Consider the following 16,585-nt stretch of genomic DNA (forward strand, 5'->3'; position numbering starts at 1 on the left):
CGCGCTGCGCAGGAAAAAGAAGCTAGGAACGAAGAAGGCAATGGCAACCAACCCGAATCTTGTGAACGCCACTGCGGGGCAGCGGCTGGCTGCCGGGGCGGTGGACAGCATCCCGCTGCTGGTACTGGCACTCGTTGTACTGCTGGTGCCGGGGCGCCCCGCGCTCATTGTCTGTGCTGCGGCAGCGGCAGGGTACCTGGCCTGGCTCTGGCTGTGGGAAGCAGGAAAAGCCCAGACGCCGGGCAATCGGCTTCTGGGTCTGCGCACCGTGGCCGAGGACGGCCTCGCCCCCGGATTTCCAGCAGTACTGGTCCGAAACCTGCTGCTCCTCCTTTCCGCTGTGACGGTTGTCGGGCCCTGGATCCTGACGGTCTCGAATCTCTGGGACCACCCAACCCGCCGGCAGGGGTGGCATGACAAGGCCGCCCGTACACTGGTGGTCGATGTCCGGGCCGGCCGCGATCCGCTTCTGACCGGCGGACGCTGGGCCGGTGCAGCAGCCCCGGCACCGGTCCCGGCTGTCGCCCCGGTCCCGGCCGCCGCGCCGGCCACCGGCTGGGTGCCTGGACCTTCGACGCCGGCGCCTTCTGCACCGGCTGGGCCACCAGCTCCCATCAGCAGTGTGCCCGGAGTAGGCGCAGCCGCAACGCAGACAGCGGTGAGCAGTCCTGCACCGGAAGAGGAAGAAGACGTTGAACTGACCCGTATCGTCTCCCGCGGGCAGGGGACCGGCTGCCGCCTGGTGTTCGACGACGGCGCCGCTGTCCGGGTCACCGGCACCGCACTGCTGGGCCGCAACCCCGCGCCGGCCATCGGCGAAAAAGTGAACCAGCTGATCGACTTCGCGGATATGGGGCGGTCCGTGTCCAAGACCCACCTGCACCTGCAGTCAGACGGTTCAACCGGGCTGTGGATCACAGACCGGGGCTCCACCAACGGCAGCTCGATCGTGGCTCCGGACGGCCGGCACGAAGCACTGGCCGCCCACAGCCCCGTGCTCGCGCCGTCGGGCAGTACCGTCTACTTTGGTGACCGCCACTTCACCGTCGGCTAGTCCCTGACGGGGCGCCGCGGCTCGGGCGCCAGCTCCACAGCGAGCTGCGCGTAGGCCTCCAGCGGGTGCGGTTCGCCTGGCACCGGTTCGGAGGCGTAGCGCATGCCGAGGGACTGGGCCGGTGCGGTGCCGATGAGCTTCGCACGGGGACCGGCTGAGGCCAGTGCGGATGAAGCAGGTCGACCGGCGAGGGCTTCCGGACCGAAGAGGGCTGCACCGGGAACCGCAGTCCCGGTGAACCGGGCCGGGCGCAGCAGATCGCGGTATCCGAGGCCGTAGGCCAGCACTGCCGTACGCGCCCGGGCACGGTGCATGGCCGCGAGGAAGGTGTCCAGCCCAGCGTCATCGAGAGGGGCCCGGGCGCCGGCCAGCAATTCGACGCTCTCCACCACACCGGAACGGGTGCGCTCCACGGTGACGACGGCGATAGATCCTGCCGCCAACCCAGGACTGCCGGGGGCGCCGGGCGCGGAACCCAGGACAACCAGACGGCTGGGCAGCGGCGCACGGCCGTAGCAGTAGTCGGAGAAGGCAGCGGCGTCCCATGTTTCGCTTACCGGTTCATACAGTCCCCAGCCCACGGGCGATGATCCGGTGACAGCTTCAAAGACGCGTTCGGTGAACGTTCCGGCCCGGGTGGACAGCGACGCCGGGTGCAGCACACCGGCGCGGACGTGGAAGTACGCGCTGGGGCTCCGTTCCGCGGCGAGGAAATCGTCCGCCACAGTTCCGGCGGGCTGCAGGGTGCCGCCGTCCCAGGTCTGGGCCTGGCCGGTCACGGCGTCGAAGAACCCGCCGTCGGAGCCGGTTGCCATCCAGGACGCACTGTCGCCGTCGAAGAGGGCGGACAGCGGAAGCGTGAGGGAAGAAGCGGAAGGAGTCAGCAGCACAAAGCGGCGGCCGGACTCGACCGCTCCGGCGTGGGCGCGGGCGAGCCAGGGACTCAGGGCGGCTACCGGCTGGTCACAGAAAACCATCGCGGTGGACGTGGTGAGGAAGTCGTACGCAGAGTCGTGCATCAGGACCGCACCCCGTCAGGCATCAGGACTACGCCGCCGGTCAGCCGAGCCAACGCGTGGCTGAACGCATCAGCCAGTCTGCCGCCGTCGGGCACCCCTCCGGTGGCATAGACCTCGAGCCACCACAGCGGTGACGCGGCCCCGGTTCCCTCGGCGGTGAAGAACCCCGGAATGGCGGACCCGGCCGGTGCGCTGACCTCCGCGCCGGGGTGCAGCCGCATGATCTCTCCCGGCAGCTGAATGAGGCGGGGGAGTTCGATGGCCAGCGGCACGCTGTCCCCGTCCAGAATTTCAAGGACCTCCCCGGCAGCGGCCTCCCGCATGCTCTTCTCCGGCATGGTTTCGGCCAGGGCCTGGACCACGGTGCGGCGGTCCGGTTCGCCGGTGCTGACCACCACCCAACGCGCGCTCACTGGCCACCCACGGGTGCCACAGCGCTGGCCGGATCATTGAGGAACAGCTGGAGCATCTGCACCGGACGTCCGGGCTGGATCAGCTGGGCCCGGCCGGGCGGCAGCGTGCGGGCGCGGACACCGTTGATGAGGCCGCCCTCGGTCCGGTCGCCGGAGAGGATCAGGGCGGCGCTGCCGGAGTCCCGCAGCGCGGTGAAGAAGGATTCGTACATGCCGCGGCTGGCGCCCCGCACCCGGCGGGACAGCACTGCGTGCAGCCCGATCTCCGGTGCAAGGGGCAGATACGGGGTCAGCCGCGCGAGCGGTGAGGAACCGCCCGCAGTCAGCACATCGTAGTCGTCGATCACCAGGACCACGCGCGGGGCTGCCGCGACCTCCTCGGGGGAGGCCCCCACCCGCTTCTCCAGCTCGGAGGCGACGGCGGCTGCCAGCTTCTCGGCCAGTGCCGCGCTGGTCGCGTAGCCGCCCAGATAGTCTTCCTGGACCTCGCCGGCCAGGGCACGGCGGGGGTCGAAGACGGCAAAAACGATGTTCTCGGCGGTGTGCTGGGCGGCGAGGGTGCGAACCACGCTTCGAAGCACATTGGACTTGCCTGAGGCGTCATCGCCCATGACCACCAGGTGGTGCTCGCGGCCCTGGAGATCCAGGTTCTCGGTGCCCAGATCGGTTTCCCGCAGTCCCAGCGGCACCAGGCCCGGAACGGACGGTACCGCTGCGGGATCCGCAGGAGCGACGGCAGGAAGCACCCGGACCGCCATCGCCCGGCCGTCGGTGGAGGCGGCTACGGCTGCCACCAGATCCCGTGTGCCCTGGATTGCGGAGCCCTCATCCGGGTCGCCGTCGATCCGCGGCAGGGCGATGTGGCCCTGCAGTTTGCGGTCGGTCAGTGCCCGGCCCGGTGTACCGGGACGCAGGGCCTCGGCCAGCTTGCGGCCGTGCGCGGATTCGCCGGGATCGGCCAGGCGCAGCTCGATCCGGTTCCCAAAGAAGCTCTGCTGCGCAATCCGGATTTCATTCATGCGCGAGCAGGTGACCACCACGTGGATGCCGTAGCCGCCGCCGCGGGAGATCAAGGCGTGGACGGACTTTTCGATGTCCTCGAACTCGTCGGAGAGCTGCCCGTATCCGTCGACCAGCAGCACAATGTCCGCGCTGGGAAGCTCGGGAATCCGGCCCTGGGCGTGCAGGGTGCGCAGTGTTCCGAGCGAATCGATCTGGTGCTTCTCAAAGATCCGTTCGCGCTGGGTGAGCATGCCCAGTACCTCGTCCACGGTCCGTCGGACAACTTCCCGGTTGGTGCGCACGGCCACCCCGCCCACGTGGGGGAGTCCTTCCAGCGGGAGCAGCGAGCTGCCGAGCAGGTCCACGGCGTAGATACCGGCTTCGGACGGCGTGTGGGTCAGGGCGAGCGATGCCGCGATGGTGCGCAGCGCGGTGCTCTTGCCGGTCGAGGGCCCGCCCACAATGGCGGCGTTCCCGCCGTTGGCAGCCAGGTCCAGGTTCCAGATGCCCTGCCACTGCTTCGCCGGGTCATCCAGCAGGCCAATGGGAATGGAGAGGTTCCCGCCGGCGTTCAGCCGCAGGCCCTGGCTGGTGGTGAGCACTCCGCCGGCCGCGGTGTCCAGGGCAAGGCCACGGGGCAGCGGCGGCAGCCAGATCGGGTCCACGGCGCGCGGGAAGCGGGCCAGGGTGTCCATGAGCGTGGACAGCACGGTGGGTCCGGTGGTGCGTTTGGATGACGACGTCGAGGCCGGCGCCGGAGCGCCGCCGTCCCGGGAGGACTCCAGCGACGCCGCGTAGCGGGGAACTTCAAGGACCGGCGGCTGTTCGTCCACGTCCTGCTCTGCGGGGGCCGCTGCATCTTCCAGCGGACCGGAGACGTACCCGGCCTTGAACCGGGTGTAGGTGGTGGTATCCACCTTCAGGTATCCGAAGCCCGGCACGGGCGGAAGGTGGAAGGCGTCCGGAGTGTCCAGGACGGTCCTTGATTCGGATTCGGAGAGGGTCCGCAGGCCGATCCGGTAGGAGAGGTAGGTGTCCAGGCCGCGCAGCTTGCCGCCTTCGATCCGCTGGCTGGAGAGCAGCAGGTGCACGCCGATGGACCGCCCGATGCGGCCAATGGAAAGGAAGAGTTCGATGAAGTCCGGGCGTGCGGTGAGCAGCTCGCCGAACTCGTCGATGATGACCACCAGGTGCGGCAGCGGCGGGAGCTCTTCGCCCTGGCCCTGCCGGTGTTTGCGGTGCAGCTGGTAGTCGGTGATGTTGGCCAGGTTGCCGGCGTCCTTGAGGACTTCCTGGCGGCGCTGGATTTCGCCGGACAGGCTGGCGTAGACGCGTTCGATGAGGCTGACATCGTCGGAAAGGTTGGTGATGACGCCGGTGACCTGCGGCGCGTCGGCGAACGGCGCGAACGTGGCGCCGCCCTTGTAGTCCACCAGGACCATGGCCAGCAGTTCCGGTGGATGTGTGGCCAGCAGGCCGACCACCAGGGAGCGCAGCATTTCGGACTTGCCGGAGCCGGTGGCACCGACGCAGAGGCCGTGCGGACCGTGGCCAAACTGGGCGGATTCCTTCAGGTCCAGCAGCGCGGGACGGCCGCGGTCGTCAGCCCCGAGCGGTACCCGGAGGAAGTCCACCTCGCTGCGCGGCTGCCAGAGCCTGCGGATGTCTGCTTCATCCAGCTGGGGGGAGAGGCCAAGCATGTCCAGGAATCCTTCGGAGCTGCCGGTGCTCTCGTGTTCCAGGGAATCGGGGGAGAGCCGCAGCGGAGCCAGGGTCCGGGCGAGTGACTCGGCCAGCGCCACGGGAAGTGAATCCAGTGTGCCGGTATCCAGGCGCGGCTGGACCGGATCTTCGCGGTAGTTCTCCAGCAGGAACCCGGAGTCGGTTTCAGAGATGCGGACAGCTACTTCCCCCGGCTCCTGTCCTCTGTCTGCAGCAAGGTGGAGGGTGGTGATGCCCAGCTGGCCCGGAGCGGCCTGCCGGTCCGGTAAGGGCAGCTCGGACGGCAGCGTCCCGTAGCTGTCCGAAACCACCAGCAGGCGCGGGAGTGCTGAGCCGATTCCGCCGCGCAGGAAGTTCTTTCGGGCCTCAGCGGCCATGTTGGAGCGGCGGGAGAGATCGTCCTGGACCAGGTCGGCCAGCGTGTCCATGCTGGGCGCAATCCGCCGGACGGGACCGGTGCGGTGGGTTTTGTCCTGGTCCGCCAGGTGCGGGAGCCAGGTGGCCCACTCCCAGTCTGCGCGGGTCTGTTCAGGGGAGACCACCGCCAGGTGCAGGTCTTCGGGTGAGGAGAACGCCGCGGACTGGAGCAGCAGCAGGCGCGAGACCTGGAGCACGAATTCCCGGGAGCCGACCACGCTGACCGTTCCGGCGCCGTCCAGCGGAACGGTGACCGGCAGGTCGGGGCTGGCCTCATAGCGCCGCTTGAGGATCTGCAGCTCGGCGGTCATGAAGGTATCATCGCGGGCCAGCGCCGACCCCGAATCCATGATCGTGATTTCCCGGTTGCTCCGGGTGCCGGTGCCAATCCTGGTGCGGAGGAAGTCCTCGTTATGCCGGCGGCGTTCCCAGACCCGGCGGTGGTTGCGGACAATGTCGAAGAGCGCCTCGGGCGGCGGGTTGGCCGCACGCGCGACGGCGGCTGCCTCCTGTTCCTGGACCCGGAGCGTGGTGCGGCAGCGCTCCAGGTACTCGAGGTAGTTCTCCCGCTGTTCCCGGCGGGCGCGTACCTGTTTCCCGCGCTGACTGACCATCATCACGATCGAGGCGAGGATGGTCACGATCATCATGAGCGCGCCGACGGCAGCGAGCGGCGAGCCGCGGAAGAGCATCATCACGGTCATGGAGACGCCGGCGCCGAGCAGCGGCACCAGGGACATCATGTTCATCCCGCCCTTGCCGCCCTCGATCTGCGGCGGCGCGTCCAGGGCGAACGCTTCCATGCTGCGGGCCGGCGGGGTGGTGCGGGCGGGGCGGTGCAGCAGTTTCACGCTCATACCCGGGCCCTCCTCCCGGAACCGTTTTCGGCTTGCCTGGCGGCGGCGGGCTTTCCGGGCCGGCCGGGCGCGGAAGACGCAGCCGCGAGGACCCGGGCAGCCAGTTCGGCGGACTGCAGGCGCGCGGCACGGGACAGCAGCCGGGGCTGGATTTCGACGCCGGCGGCCAGATGGGCGTCATAGTCAAGCACTGCGGTGTCTATCCCGGAACGGGCGAGCCTGCGGGCTTCGGCCACGGGATTGAACGGGCTGCGGGAGGAACGGGTGAGAAGCACCAGCAGGGGCACCTGTGCCATGGCCGTGTTGCTGCGCCAAAGCTCGGCGGCCTGCCCGGCATCGTCGATTCCGGCCACGCTGGCCGGAGTGACGAAAAGGGCCAGATGGGATTCGGCCAGGGCCCACTGAACGGCGTCGGATCCGAGACCCGCCGGGCAGTCAAAGAGGGTGACCGGGCAATACCGGGAGAGTACCCGGGAGAGGTGGGTGGCGTCGTCGTCCGTGGCTTTATGGGTTCCCGCAGCGGACCGCCGCCCGGTAACCAGCAGGTTGTCCGGTCCGGGGGAGGCCACGACGTTCCGCACCTCGGCGAGCGAACCGGGGATGGTGCGTGCCAGGCGGGCTGCCGCGGCGTCCAGGGAGGGGGCCTCCGGTGCCGCAAGGCGGAGCGCGAGCGTTCCGGCTTCAGCCAGGTCAACCGCTGCTGCGGCGTCGGTGCGCAGGGAAGCGTAGGTGCGTGCCAGCAGGGCTGCGGCCGTGGTCCGTCCGGCACCGCCGCGGAAACCCGTCACCGCGATCCGCCGGCCGGTTGTTACTGGACGCTGCACACCGGCAGCGGCTTCTGCGAGGGACTGCGGGTAGTCGTCCCCGCGGAACATGTCCGCCGCCTGCAGCAGCAGCCGGCGTGCGGGCCCTTCCGCCGGGCGGGTGCGCAGCGTGCGCCGCAGGCGCTGGGGCGTGGATTCAAAGCCGTCGCCCTGGGCTGCGGCAGGCGCCCCGAAACCGTTCCCGGGAGTTATCTGTGTCATCTAGAAGCTCTCCAGCAGTTGCGCGAAGATACCGAACATTCCGGCCGCGAGCGGGACGGAGGCGAGGATCGCGAGGGTTTCCAGCCGCTTTGCCGCCAGCCGGAACCTCGCCTGGGCATGGTCGGGAAGGTTCAGGGACAGTGCGATCCAGACAGCGGCCGTGAGCACCAGCACAACCACCCCGGTGGCCCAGGGCTGGTCCGTGAACCAGCGGCTGCTGCCGGCCACGAGGGCCGCCAGCCCGACGGCGGTGGCAGCGTAGAGTGCCAGCCGTTCCGGGGCCAGTGGGAAGGCCCGGGCACGCAGGAATACCGCCAGGGTGAGCACTGCGAGCAGCGGCAGCGACCAGGCCTGCTGGGCTGTATCCGTGCCGAGGGTCCACAGCGCGAGGGCTGCGGAAGCTGCGGCGGCCGCGGTGCCGGCTACCAGTCCGCCGTGCGCCGAGGCGACGGCCTCGAGGGCATCCGGGCGTCCCACCTGGCCGCCCTTGGCCCTGCGGTCATCCAGCGCCGCCAAGCCGGAAGCGGCGAGAGCCAGGCCGGGGAGCAGGCCGAGCAGCAGTACGCTGGCGATCCCGGCGAGGGCTGCTGCCTGGACAGCTGTGCCGGTGAGAACCACCGAGGCGCTCCAGACCGCTGCAGTAAGAGCTGTTACCAGTGCGCCGGTGTACATGGCCTTGGGCCGGCGGTTCGCCGCACCAAGGGCCAGGAGCGTCACCGTGGTGGACCCGGCGAGAAGCAGTCCGGCGCGCGCGTAGTCGCCGTCGGTCCCGCCGAGGAATCCGGCTGCATGAAGGGCGGAGCCCAGTCCGGCCAGCCAGGCGGCCCCAATGGCGGCGGGTCCTGCGGGAGAGGAGGGGCTGCGGCGGCAGACCAGGATGCCTGCGGCCGCGGCCAGCACTGAGATCGCGGCGAGCAGCCACCAGGCTGCCTCCGGAGCGACCGCCGCGATGATCAGTTCGGCACCTGCCCAGAGACCGGCTGCTGCAAAGATACCGGCGGTGGCGTTTTTCCAGGTCCTGGTCCATCGGCCGCGAACTGCCTCGGTTTCGGCGACCACTAGGTCGGTGACGTCGTAGACAACCGGCGCGGGCGGGGCCTCGGAAGCGTTGCAGAGCTGAAGTGCGGTGCCATCGAGCACCTCGGCCTGGGCAAGGGTGTCCGTGGGAGTGAGCTCGGAGCCGTCCGGGGTGACGAGGACCTTGGCGGCCACGTCCGCGGCGGGTTCATCGCCCAGGAGATCCAGCACCTGCGGCATGAGCGCCGCCACCGGCTGGTCCGAGGGCAGCAGCAGATCCAGATGGCGCTGCCGGCCCACCAGTGTCACCCGTGTGTAGGCATGCGCCATGGCTGCCAGGCTCCTGTCTCGTGGCTCAGGTGATCGATGATTGTGTGTTCGGTGACGCTTGTGTGTTTGGTGACCGGACTGCCGCCGGCGGCACCTGCTGCGCTCCCGCCGTCGATCAGGGGACCTGCTGCGGTGCTTTGCTGCTGTTGCTGCTTGGCCCGGTTCTGCTCGAGCAGGTTCGTGACGAACGAGTAGCCGACGCAGACAGCTGCGATCAGGGCCGCCACGGCAACGCTGAACAGGAACAGCTTCACGGTGTCCGCCCAGCGGCGTTCGTTGGGGTTTCCCCCGTAGAGCAGGGCTGTGAGCAGCCGGTTTCGGCGGACAGCAACAGACTCAATGAGCTGGTTGTCGTAGTCGCTTGCCATGATGCATGTTCCCCCAATCACAAGTACGCTACATATCCTTACATGCCCCGGCCCTATTCCCGGCGGCGCCGGGCGGTTATCCACATGGGTAGTTCTCCCCATTGCGGGGCTCAGGAAGTGCGGCTTGTATAAGGGGGTACCGCGCGGAGGCCGGGCCGCTTTGGGCGGCCGGAGGACGGCAGCGGGGGGAATGACCGGACGATTGGCACGCAGGTGCCGGAGGTGGTAGACGAATGAAATTCGATATGGGGTCCTCGACTCTCGGCACACTGACGCAGCAGACGGGACACTCCAATGAGGATCTGGGCCAGCTGGTCCGCAACCTCATGGACGCCGTCACCCCGCTCCAGGGCAAGTTCAACGGCCAGGGCCGGGTCCGCTTCGATGAGTTCAAGGCCCGCACCGATGAGATCGCCAACGAGCTCAACAGCTCGCTGTCGGCGATCCTGATGGGCCAGTCGGAAATGGACCGTTCCTTCCAGATGGGCGACCAGGAGTCAGCGGACAACGCAGCCCAGCAGCAGGGCGCGGCCAGCTTTGATGCCGCACGCTTTGGCTCCTCACGCTAACTCCCGCCCTTTTACACAGTCTTAGAGAAGGAAATTGCCATGTCCCAGGACCGTTTGAGCTATGACACCGATACTTCCGCTGCCGTACAGGGAGACATCCAGGCCATTGTTGCCCGCCTTGAGTCCCTGATCGGGGAACGGGAGAAGGCCGTGAACGCGGCCATGTCCGACTTCCAGGCCGACGGAGTCTCCGAGGAGTACCAGGCGGTGGAGAACCGCTTCCGCAACGCCGCCAACGAGACCCGCAACATCATTGCCCTGGTCAAGCAGACGCTGAACCTCAACGACCAGACCGCTTCCAGCGCCGGCTCCCGCGCCAGGAGCGCTGTCCAGAACATTGGCTAGCAGGTGAGTTACAACGTCAACCCGGGTGCCGTCTCCGGGGTCCTCCAGCAGGTAGCACCCCTGCTGGAGGAATACGGTGCCGAGTTCGCTGCGGTGGGGGAGAAGATCAGCGAGCTGGCCACGGCCTGCATGGCTGAGCCGGTGGCCGCGGAACTGGGAGCCCTCACCGAGAAGCTGATCAACCCGGCCTTCACCAACATTGCCGGGCGCTCCTCGAACGCCGTGAACGCGGTCAACAACGTGTTGGCCGTCCTGCTCGAATCCGACGCGCAGATGGCCGGCGATGCCCGCGAAGCGTCCATGCGTGCCGCACAGTCTGCGGCGGACGATCCGCCGCCGGCGCCGGAACCTGCAGCCCACTACGGGCCTGGACCGCAGGCCGTCTAGGCCAGCCGCAGGCCCAGCAGCACTCGTATCCAGTTCAAACCGGGGGAAACCATTGAGCATCGACATCGCAGCGTTCGAGGCTGTGCTGCCGGATCCGGAAGTGATCCGCGCAGCGGCCGCGGCGCTGGTGAGCGCCGTCGGCGCCGTCGTGGACACCGCTGAGGAATCCTCCACTGCGTGGGGACACCTGCAGTCACCGGACGTCTATGACATTGCCGGTTCCGAAGTGGTGTTCAACGCCTTCCGCCCGGTTACGTCCTCCGCCGCGGATCTCGATGCGGACATTGGCACCGTCGATAAAGCCGTGCTGGCCTACGCGGATACCGTGGATGCCCTAAAGCTGCGGCTGGACGCGGTAAAAGCGGATGCTGCCAACTTCTTCTCCCGCACCCGCGGCCGAAGCCAGGATGACTGGGATGATGACGAAGGCCTGATCCAGGCGGAACAGAACATCATCGGGGACCTGAACCGGCTGTACTCGGATCTCCAGGAAGCCCAGCGCGTCTGCGCCAACGCGATCAGCGCTATCTACGGCGGCCCGAAGTATGTGCTGACCACTGAAGAAGGCGCCGGGACCGGTGAAGTGGAGTTCGGGTTCAGCGGGGAACAGCTCGACGCCGCTGCGGTGGAGGGCAACGTTCCCTGGGGGCAGCCCACCGAGTGGGACAAACCCTGGTACCGGGACGCCTGGGACGGTGTTGCCTCCTTCGGCAAGGGTGTTTGGAGCGGCGTTACCGGCACAGTCACGGGGCTCGGCAACATGGTTGGGCTCGGCGGTGCGGAGGCCTTCGAACAGACCTGGAAGGGCCTGGGGAACCTCGCAGTAAACCTGGTGATCATGACTACCCCTGTTGTCCAGATTGCCCTGCACGCCAGTGGCAACAGTGACCGTGTTCAGCAGGCGGGGGATGAACTGCTGGCTGTTGGCAAGGCTGCCATCCACTGGGATGAGTGGCAGACCGATCCTGCATACGCTGCCGGTGCGACGTCGTTCGACCTGGCGTCGATCCTGCTGACGGCTGGTGCCGGTGCAACGGCGAAGGTCGGTTCCGTGGCGGGGAAGATCGGCGATGTAGCCAATGCCTCGGGCAAGGTCTCGGCCGTGGTGAATGCCACCGGTATCGGCAAGGTGGCCGGGGTGACGGTGAAGGTCACCGACGCCGCGCAGGCGTTCAAGATCAATGCCATCACCACGGTGGTGGATACCTCCCGGGTGACCGTCGGCAAGGTCGGAGATGCGTGGCAGGCGGCGGATCAGTTTGTGATCGATTCGAGCAAGTCAGCGCTGGACTCAGGCCGGGCGGCACTGAACTCAGCCCTGAGCAAGGTGGATACCGTGCTGGCCAACGCCGGCCACGGCCGGTTCGGGACTCCGGCGCTGGCCGGTGCCGGCGGGGCGGGCCCCCGCGTCGTGGCCTTCACACCCGACACTCCACCGGCCCGCACCGGTGCCGGTTCGGGTGCCGGTTCCACGGTCCCGCATTCGACGACGACGCCGGATGCCCCGGTGCGCACGAACGTTCCTGAGCCCTCCGGCAACGGCCGGTCATCTGCACCGGATGCCCCGGTGCGCGGCAACGGTTCTGGTGCTGAATCGCCGTCGGGCAAGCCCGGGCATGCCGTGCCGGAGGACCGCACGCCGTCGGGCAAGACCACGGAGACGTCTGCTCCCGCGGGACGTGTGGATGGCGACGACGGCCGTCCGGGTGGAAAGGGCGATGCCGACGATGTGCGGCCTGGTGCTGCAGCGGTTGACGATGCTGCCGGACCGCGGAACGGTGATGCTGATTCGCCCGCGTCAGCTGAGGGGCCGGATGCCATGGATGCACCTGCGACCAAGCCTGTTGTGCACTACGACGCGGAAGGCCGGGTCGAGAAGGTGGACCTCGGGGACCGCACCCATACGGTCTCGACCCGGAACGACCAGATTGCGCAGCTGCAGCGTTCCCTGGATCCTGCGACGTGGAAGAACACTGACGGTTTCCTAGCGGCCCATCTCTCGCCGTCTGAGTTCCAGGCCCTGGACGGGCTGCGCAGCCCGGACGGCAAGCTGCCGCCGCATGTGGTGGAGACACAAGTTGCTGACCTGCTGGAGAAGGCTTTCGACGGAGAGATTCGCGGACCGGTTCGCCCCGGCGCCAGCCCGCTGGAGAACGCGCTGCGGGGGATTCCGACCCGCTATTACTATGACCTGACCGATGCGCAGGCGATCATGGTCCACGACGTCCGGCATCTGCTGGGCAGTGGGGATATCAGCCAGCCGTTCCAGAAGATCATGGGGGCTGACGATGCCCGCCTTGTCCTGGCCAATGAGGACCTCTATGCAGGCAGCATGGGCGGGTTCATCTCGCAGGCGTCCGACACGTCCTTATTGCGAACAGTAGACGAGATTATCCTGGGTCTGCGGTTGGACTACGTCCTTCCCAACAATGCCGGAATGCCATACCGGGTGGGGGAAACGGAAGCAGTCTATGCGGTCCGATTCCACGCCCAAAAGGCGGCGCCTATCCACATCCCGGACTATTCCAACCATCTCCGCGTCGAGGAACTGCGCCGTGACCGGGTTGCAGAGCAGATCAGAGAGGCCGACGGAACGCTCACGCCCGAAGACATCCGGCTCACGGAACAGGACATTGCAACCTACCGGGAACACGCGAATACCGAATCGGGAGCAGGAACACTTGCTGACCGCGCGGAATGGCCGAACACCGGTCATGGCCTTACGAGCAGCAGGGTTGACGCTTTGCCTGTGGTGCCGGAACTCAAGGTCGACAGGGGTGTGATAATGGAATCAGGTGCGGAAATGTGGCGGATCGACAGGGACGGAAACGAAGTATTAGTGGGAGTCTTTAATCAAAAAACTGGATGGATGAGCCTGTAATTATGTGGAGAAAAGACGGGACAAAACTCACCGGAAATTACGGGACATGGAAGGGGCGAGAATTTGAGCTTTGGTCCCTGAAGCCATATGAAGGGTATTTGACCCTGGTGCAGAACGGCGGCGATTCGCCAGGCCCGGAATGGCACACCGCAACCTTTCCGAACCGATTTGCAAAAACTCCCCTTACCCACAGCCTGGATGTCCCGGCAGACGAAGTTACCAACCGCCACAGCATTGAGGTCACCGGCAACATGGGCCCGGGACGTCACTTCATGGTCATCGCGGAAGACCATGAAGGGAAGCTGGCCGTGGAAAGCATCGACCCGATGGCTGCGCAGTACAAGCGCCAACTTATCAACAACCACAACTTCAAGCCGTTTAGCGAGAACGAACCGTTGGAACACGTATTCGTTGCTGGCTGGCTTCCTGCTGACCGTATTCGGGATATCAACGTAGAAACTATTCCATTTGGCAGTGACTGATTGATCTACCGAAGGGTAGTAATGAATTTTTTTCAGAAGGCATTGAGTCCGGCGCAGGTTGAGTACTTGGTGGGTGGTAACCGGGACACGATTTCGGGGTTTGTGGTGAACGCCGGGGATGCGGTGAATGCGCGGACGCCGGAGGACTTGTTTGCGGTTCATGGTCTGGATTTCCCGGGGTCGCCGTGGGACCGGGCTGCCGGGTACGTTGATGTGCTGCGGTTCCAGGTGCCGTTGTCCATATATGTGCACGATGCTGCGGGCCCGGAATTTGTGGACCGTCCGCCGTTTACGGGGACGGGTTTCGCTGCGTGGTCCGGTGGTGTGGTGCCGGTGTATTTCCTGGATGAGTGTGCGCTTCCCCCGGGAGCTGAGCTGTGGCGTATCCGGGCAGGGCAGCCTGAGGAACTGATCGCGGTCTATTTTGAGGTGGCGACCGGCTGGGGTGTTTCCGATGCCTCGGGCATCTCCCGGCCTGGTGCGCATACCCCCTCGCACATTATGGGCTGGTCAGCGGTCTGGCAGGGGCAGGTGTTCCGTGCTGATTTGGTGGATGAAGGCCGGTCCGTTGAAGTGGCGGCCACGTCGGATCCCGGGGTGGAGGGTTTTGAGCAGACCCCGAAGGGGGTTTGGCGCCGGACGGTGGGACTGGGGGAGATCCGGGACTTCTATGAGCTGCTGGCAACGTGTTCGTGGCAGGGGGAGCCGTTCCGGATCACGGATGTCGCCCAGGGCGAGGGCGGGCAGGTGTACCGGTTGTTCTATACGGGGCGTAACGCTGACCGGGCTGAGGCGTTGGGGCTGAACAAGGCTGATGCCGGGGTGTATTGGACGGTGGTGCCGGCGTCGCAGGTGCAGGATGTTCAGGTGGTCCAGAACCGGTTGCCGTCGCTGGCGTTCCGGGGGTGACCCGGTGACTAGATTACGGCTGGTACCACCTCTTCCCGATACAGGCGAGGAGAGGACACCCGAGCCAGAGTACCGGCGCGCACAGCGATACTTGCCCAACGGGATGCGGGTCCCGGGTCTGTACGGTGTCTTGCAGGGTGAGTGGTTTCGGGCCAACTCATTGGGTCATGGACGCTTGTTTCTTTATACGCATGCCGAAGAATCCCCGGGGGAACAGTGGCAGCCGTCTGATGATGCGGATGACAGGGGCAGGCCCTTGTCTTGGACCCGGATAGTCTCTGAAAGAGACTTGGACCGGTTGGTGGACATCTCAGTGCTAGCAACTTGGCAAGGGCTCGGGGTAGGCATCCAAAAATACCGCGAGGGGACGGTGTACTCCTTTGTCGATATCGCCCCGAAGGAGGAGCAGATTCGCCGCGGAGAAATCCCTGAGATCACTATTGCCGGACCAAGCGAGTATCACGGAGCGTTCCGCTGGGAAGACCTCAGCGACGTCGTCCTGACCGAGCACGATCTGCTGACGCGCTAAGGCATTCCAGCCGCGCGGCCCTCCAAAACCTCCCGCTCCCGGTCGTTGCGCGCCAGCGCAGCAGCAGCACTGAATTCAGTCCGTGCCTCTTCGACCCGGCCGAGGCGGGACAGCAGCTCACCCCGCACGCTGGGCAGCAGATATGAACCGCGGAGCGCACCCGTGGCAGCAAGCCGGTCCACCATCTCCAGCGCCGTCGCCGGACCGGTCTCCATGGAAACCGCAACGGCACGGTTTAGCTCCACCACAGGAGACGGTGCCAGCCGGCCCAAAGCCTCATACAGCAGCACGATACGGTGCCAGTCCGTGCCCTCGACACTCGGCGCAACCGTGTGGCACTGCGCAATCGCAGCCTGCAGCGCATAGCTACCCCTGCCCCGCCCCAGCGCATCAGCCTGAGCCAGGGCAGCCCGCCCGCGCTCAATCTGGGCGCGGTCCCACAGCGTGCGGTCCTGGTCGGCCAGCAGCACGGGTGATCCATCCGCACGCGTTCTGCCGCGGAACCTGGATGCCTGGAACTCCATCAGCGCCACCAGGGCGAGAGCCTCCGGCTCCCGTGGAACGAGTCGGGACAGCAGCCGGCCCAACCTCAGTGCCTCTGCAGCAAGGTCCTGGCGCATCCACGATTGCCCTGCGGACGCAGCGTACCCCTCCGTGAACAGAAGGTAGATCACCGCGAGCACCCCGCCTAGCCGGTCGCGCCACTCATTCGGTTCCGGTACATCGAAAGGAACCCGGGCGGCGGCCAGGGTCTTCTTTGCCCGGACAATCCGCTGCTGCACCGCAGCCACCGGAAGCAGGAACAGCCGCGCGATCTCCCCGGTGGACAGTCCGCCCACAATCCGCAGGGTCAACGCCACCTGCGCTTCACGGGACAGCACCGGATGACAGGCCACAAAAATCAGCTTCAGGACGTCGTCCGGCAGCGGATCCCACGCCGGGGCGGCCGCGTCCCGGAGCTCCCTGCCGAGGTCCGCGTAATGCTCCTCGAGACGCTCCGCCCGCCGCCAGGCATCAATCGCGCGGCGCTTGGCGACGGCGGTCAACCACGCAGCCGGGTTCCGCGGCACTCCCTCGGCCGGCCACTGGGCCAGGGCCTCAGCCACCGCTTCTTGGGCAACATCCTCCGCCAGCCCGACATCCCCGGTGGCACGGGCCAGCGCCGCGACAATCCGCGCACCGTCAATCCGCCACATGGCGTCTATCCGGTGGCGGACCGCCGCGGCGGTGTCCTCACCAGCCCAGTCCATGGACGCCAT

At 67.0% G+C, this 16,585-nt stretch carries 15 protein-coding genes; 8 read left to right on the forward strand and 7 right to left on the reverse strand.

Features of this window, described 5'->3' with window-relative positions:
* Positions 1 to 40 precede the first annotated feature (40 nt).
* Positions 41 to 1,054 carry an RDD family protein gene (locus FYJ28_RS07920; protein WP_154578924.1) on the forward strand — a complete coding sequence of 338 codons (1,014 nt, stop codon included), beginning with the start codon at positions 41 to 43 and terminating at the stop codon, positions 1,052 to 1,054.
* Here FYJ28_RS07920 and FYJ28_RS07925 read toward each other — a convergent pair.
* Genes FYJ28_RS07925 through FYJ28_RS07950 form a run of 6 tightly spaced genes read right to left on the reverse strand, consistent with a single transcriptional unit; the run spans position 1,051 to position 9,224 of the window.
* Positions 1,051 to 2,073 carry a DUF6177 family protein gene (locus FYJ28_RS07925; RefSeq protein ID WP_154578925.1) on the reverse strand — a complete coding sequence of 341 codons (1,023 nt, stop codon included), beginning with the start codon at positions 2,071 to 2,073 and terminating at the stop codon, positions 1,051 to 1,053. The genes FYJ28_RS07920 and FYJ28_RS07925 overlap by 4 nt on opposite strands.
* The gene (locus tag FYJ28_RS07930; RefSeq protein ID WP_154578926.1) at positions 2,073 to 2,486 is read right to left on the reverse strand and encodes a hypothetical protein; all 414 of its coding nucleotides are present in this window, start codon (positions 2,484 to 2,486) and stop codon (positions 2,073 to 2,075) included. Before FYJ28_RS07930 ends, FYJ28_RS07925 begins: the two co-directional genes overlap by 1 nt.
* Positions 2,483 to 6,484 carry a type VII secretion protein EccCa gene (eccCa, locus tag FYJ28_RS07935; protein ID WP_154578927.1) on the reverse strand — a complete coding sequence of 1,334 codons (4,002 nt, stop codon included), beginning with the start codon at positions 6,482 to 6,484 and terminating at the stop codon, positions 2,483 to 2,485. The genes FYJ28_RS07930 and eccCa overlap by 4 nt, the downstream gene beginning before the upstream one ends.
* On the reverse strand, positions 6,481 to 7,509 hold the full coding sequence (locus FYJ28_RS07940; RefSeq protein WP_154578928.1) for a MinD/ParA family ATP-binding protein: 1,029 nt from the start codon (positions 7,507 to 7,509) through the stop codon (positions 6,481 to 6,483). Before FYJ28_RS07940 ends, eccCa begins: the two co-directional genes overlap by 4 nt.
* Positions 7,510 to 8,856 (reverse strand): type VII secretion integral membrane protein EccD, encoded by a 1,347-nt coding sequence (gene eccD, locus FYJ28_RS07945; protein WP_154578929.1) that lies wholly within the window; start codon positions 8,854 to 8,856, stop codon positions 7,510 to 7,512.
* Positions 8,832 to 9,224, reverse strand: a complete 393-nt coding sequence (locus FYJ28_RS07950; protein WP_195840630.1) for a hypothetical protein — start codon at positions 9,222 to 9,224, stop codon at positions 8,832 to 8,834. The genes eccD and FYJ28_RS07950 overlap by 25 nt, the downstream gene beginning before the upstream one ends.
* Positions 9,225 to 9,457: 233 nt before the next feature.
* On the opposite strand from FYJ28_RS07950, the gene FYJ28_RS07955 reads away from it, so the two are divergent.
* The 7 genes from FYJ28_RS07955 (at position 9,458) to FYJ28_RS07985 (ending at position 15,326) form a co-directional block, all read left to right on the forward strand.
* Positions 9,458 to 9,793, forward strand: a complete 336-nt coding sequence (locus FYJ28_RS07955; RefSeq protein WP_055240353.1) for a hypothetical protein — start codon at positions 9,458 to 9,460, stop codon at positions 9,791 to 9,793.
* Between the two features lie 39 nt (positions 9,794 to 9,832).
* Complete coding sequence (locus tag FYJ28_RS07960; RefSeq protein ID WP_055240354.1) at positions 9,833 to 10,138, forward strand: pore-forming ESAT-6 family protein; 306 nt, start codon at positions 9,833 to 9,835, stop codon at positions 10,136 to 10,138.
* A 3-nt stretch (positions 10,139 to 10,141) separates the two neighbouring features.
* Positions 10,142 to 10,525 (forward strand): DUF6507 family protein, encoded by a 384-nt coding sequence (locus FYJ28_RS07965; protein WP_154578930.1) that lies wholly within the window; start codon positions 10,142 to 10,144, stop codon positions 10,523 to 10,525.
* A gap of 52 nt (positions 10,526 to 10,577) precedes the next feature.
* Entirely contained in the window at positions 10,578 to 13,406 is a 2,829-nt protein-coding gene (locus FYJ28_RS07970; RefSeq protein WP_154578931.1) for a hypothetical protein, read from the forward strand.
* Positions 13,391 to 13,888, forward strand: a complete 498-nt coding sequence (locus tag FYJ28_RS07975; RefSeq protein ID WP_154578932.1) for a hypothetical protein — start codon at positions 13,391 to 13,393, stop codon at positions 13,886 to 13,888. Before FYJ28_RS07970 ends, FYJ28_RS07975 begins: the two co-directional genes overlap by 16 nt.
* 21 nt (positions 13,889 to 13,909) lie before the next feature.
* Complete coding sequence (locus FYJ28_RS07980) at positions 13,910 to 14,797, forward strand: hypothetical protein (RefSeq protein ID WP_154578933.1); 888 nt, start codon at positions 13,910 to 13,912, stop codon at positions 14,795 to 14,797.
* A gap of 313 nt (positions 14,798 to 15,110) precedes the next feature.
* Positions 15,111 to 15,326 carry a hypothetical protein gene (locus FYJ28_RS07985; RefSeq protein ID WP_154578934.1) on the forward strand — a complete coding sequence of 72 codons (216 nt, stop codon included), beginning with the start codon at positions 15,111 to 15,113 and terminating at the stop codon, positions 15,324 to 15,326.
* On the opposite strand, the gene FYJ28_RS07990 is transcribed toward FYJ28_RS07985, so the two are convergent.
* Complete coding sequence (locus tag FYJ28_RS07990) at positions 15,323 to 16,585, reverse strand: RNA polymerase sigma factor (protein WP_229780338.1); 1,263 nt, start codon at positions 16,583 to 16,585, stop codon at positions 15,323 to 15,325. The genes FYJ28_RS07985 and FYJ28_RS07990 overlap by 4 nt on opposite strands.

Source organism: Arthrobacter sp. BL-252-APC-1A (genome assembly GCF_009696625.1).
GTDB lineage: Bacteria > Actinomycetota > Actinomycetes > Actinomycetales > Micrococcaceae > Arthrobacter_B.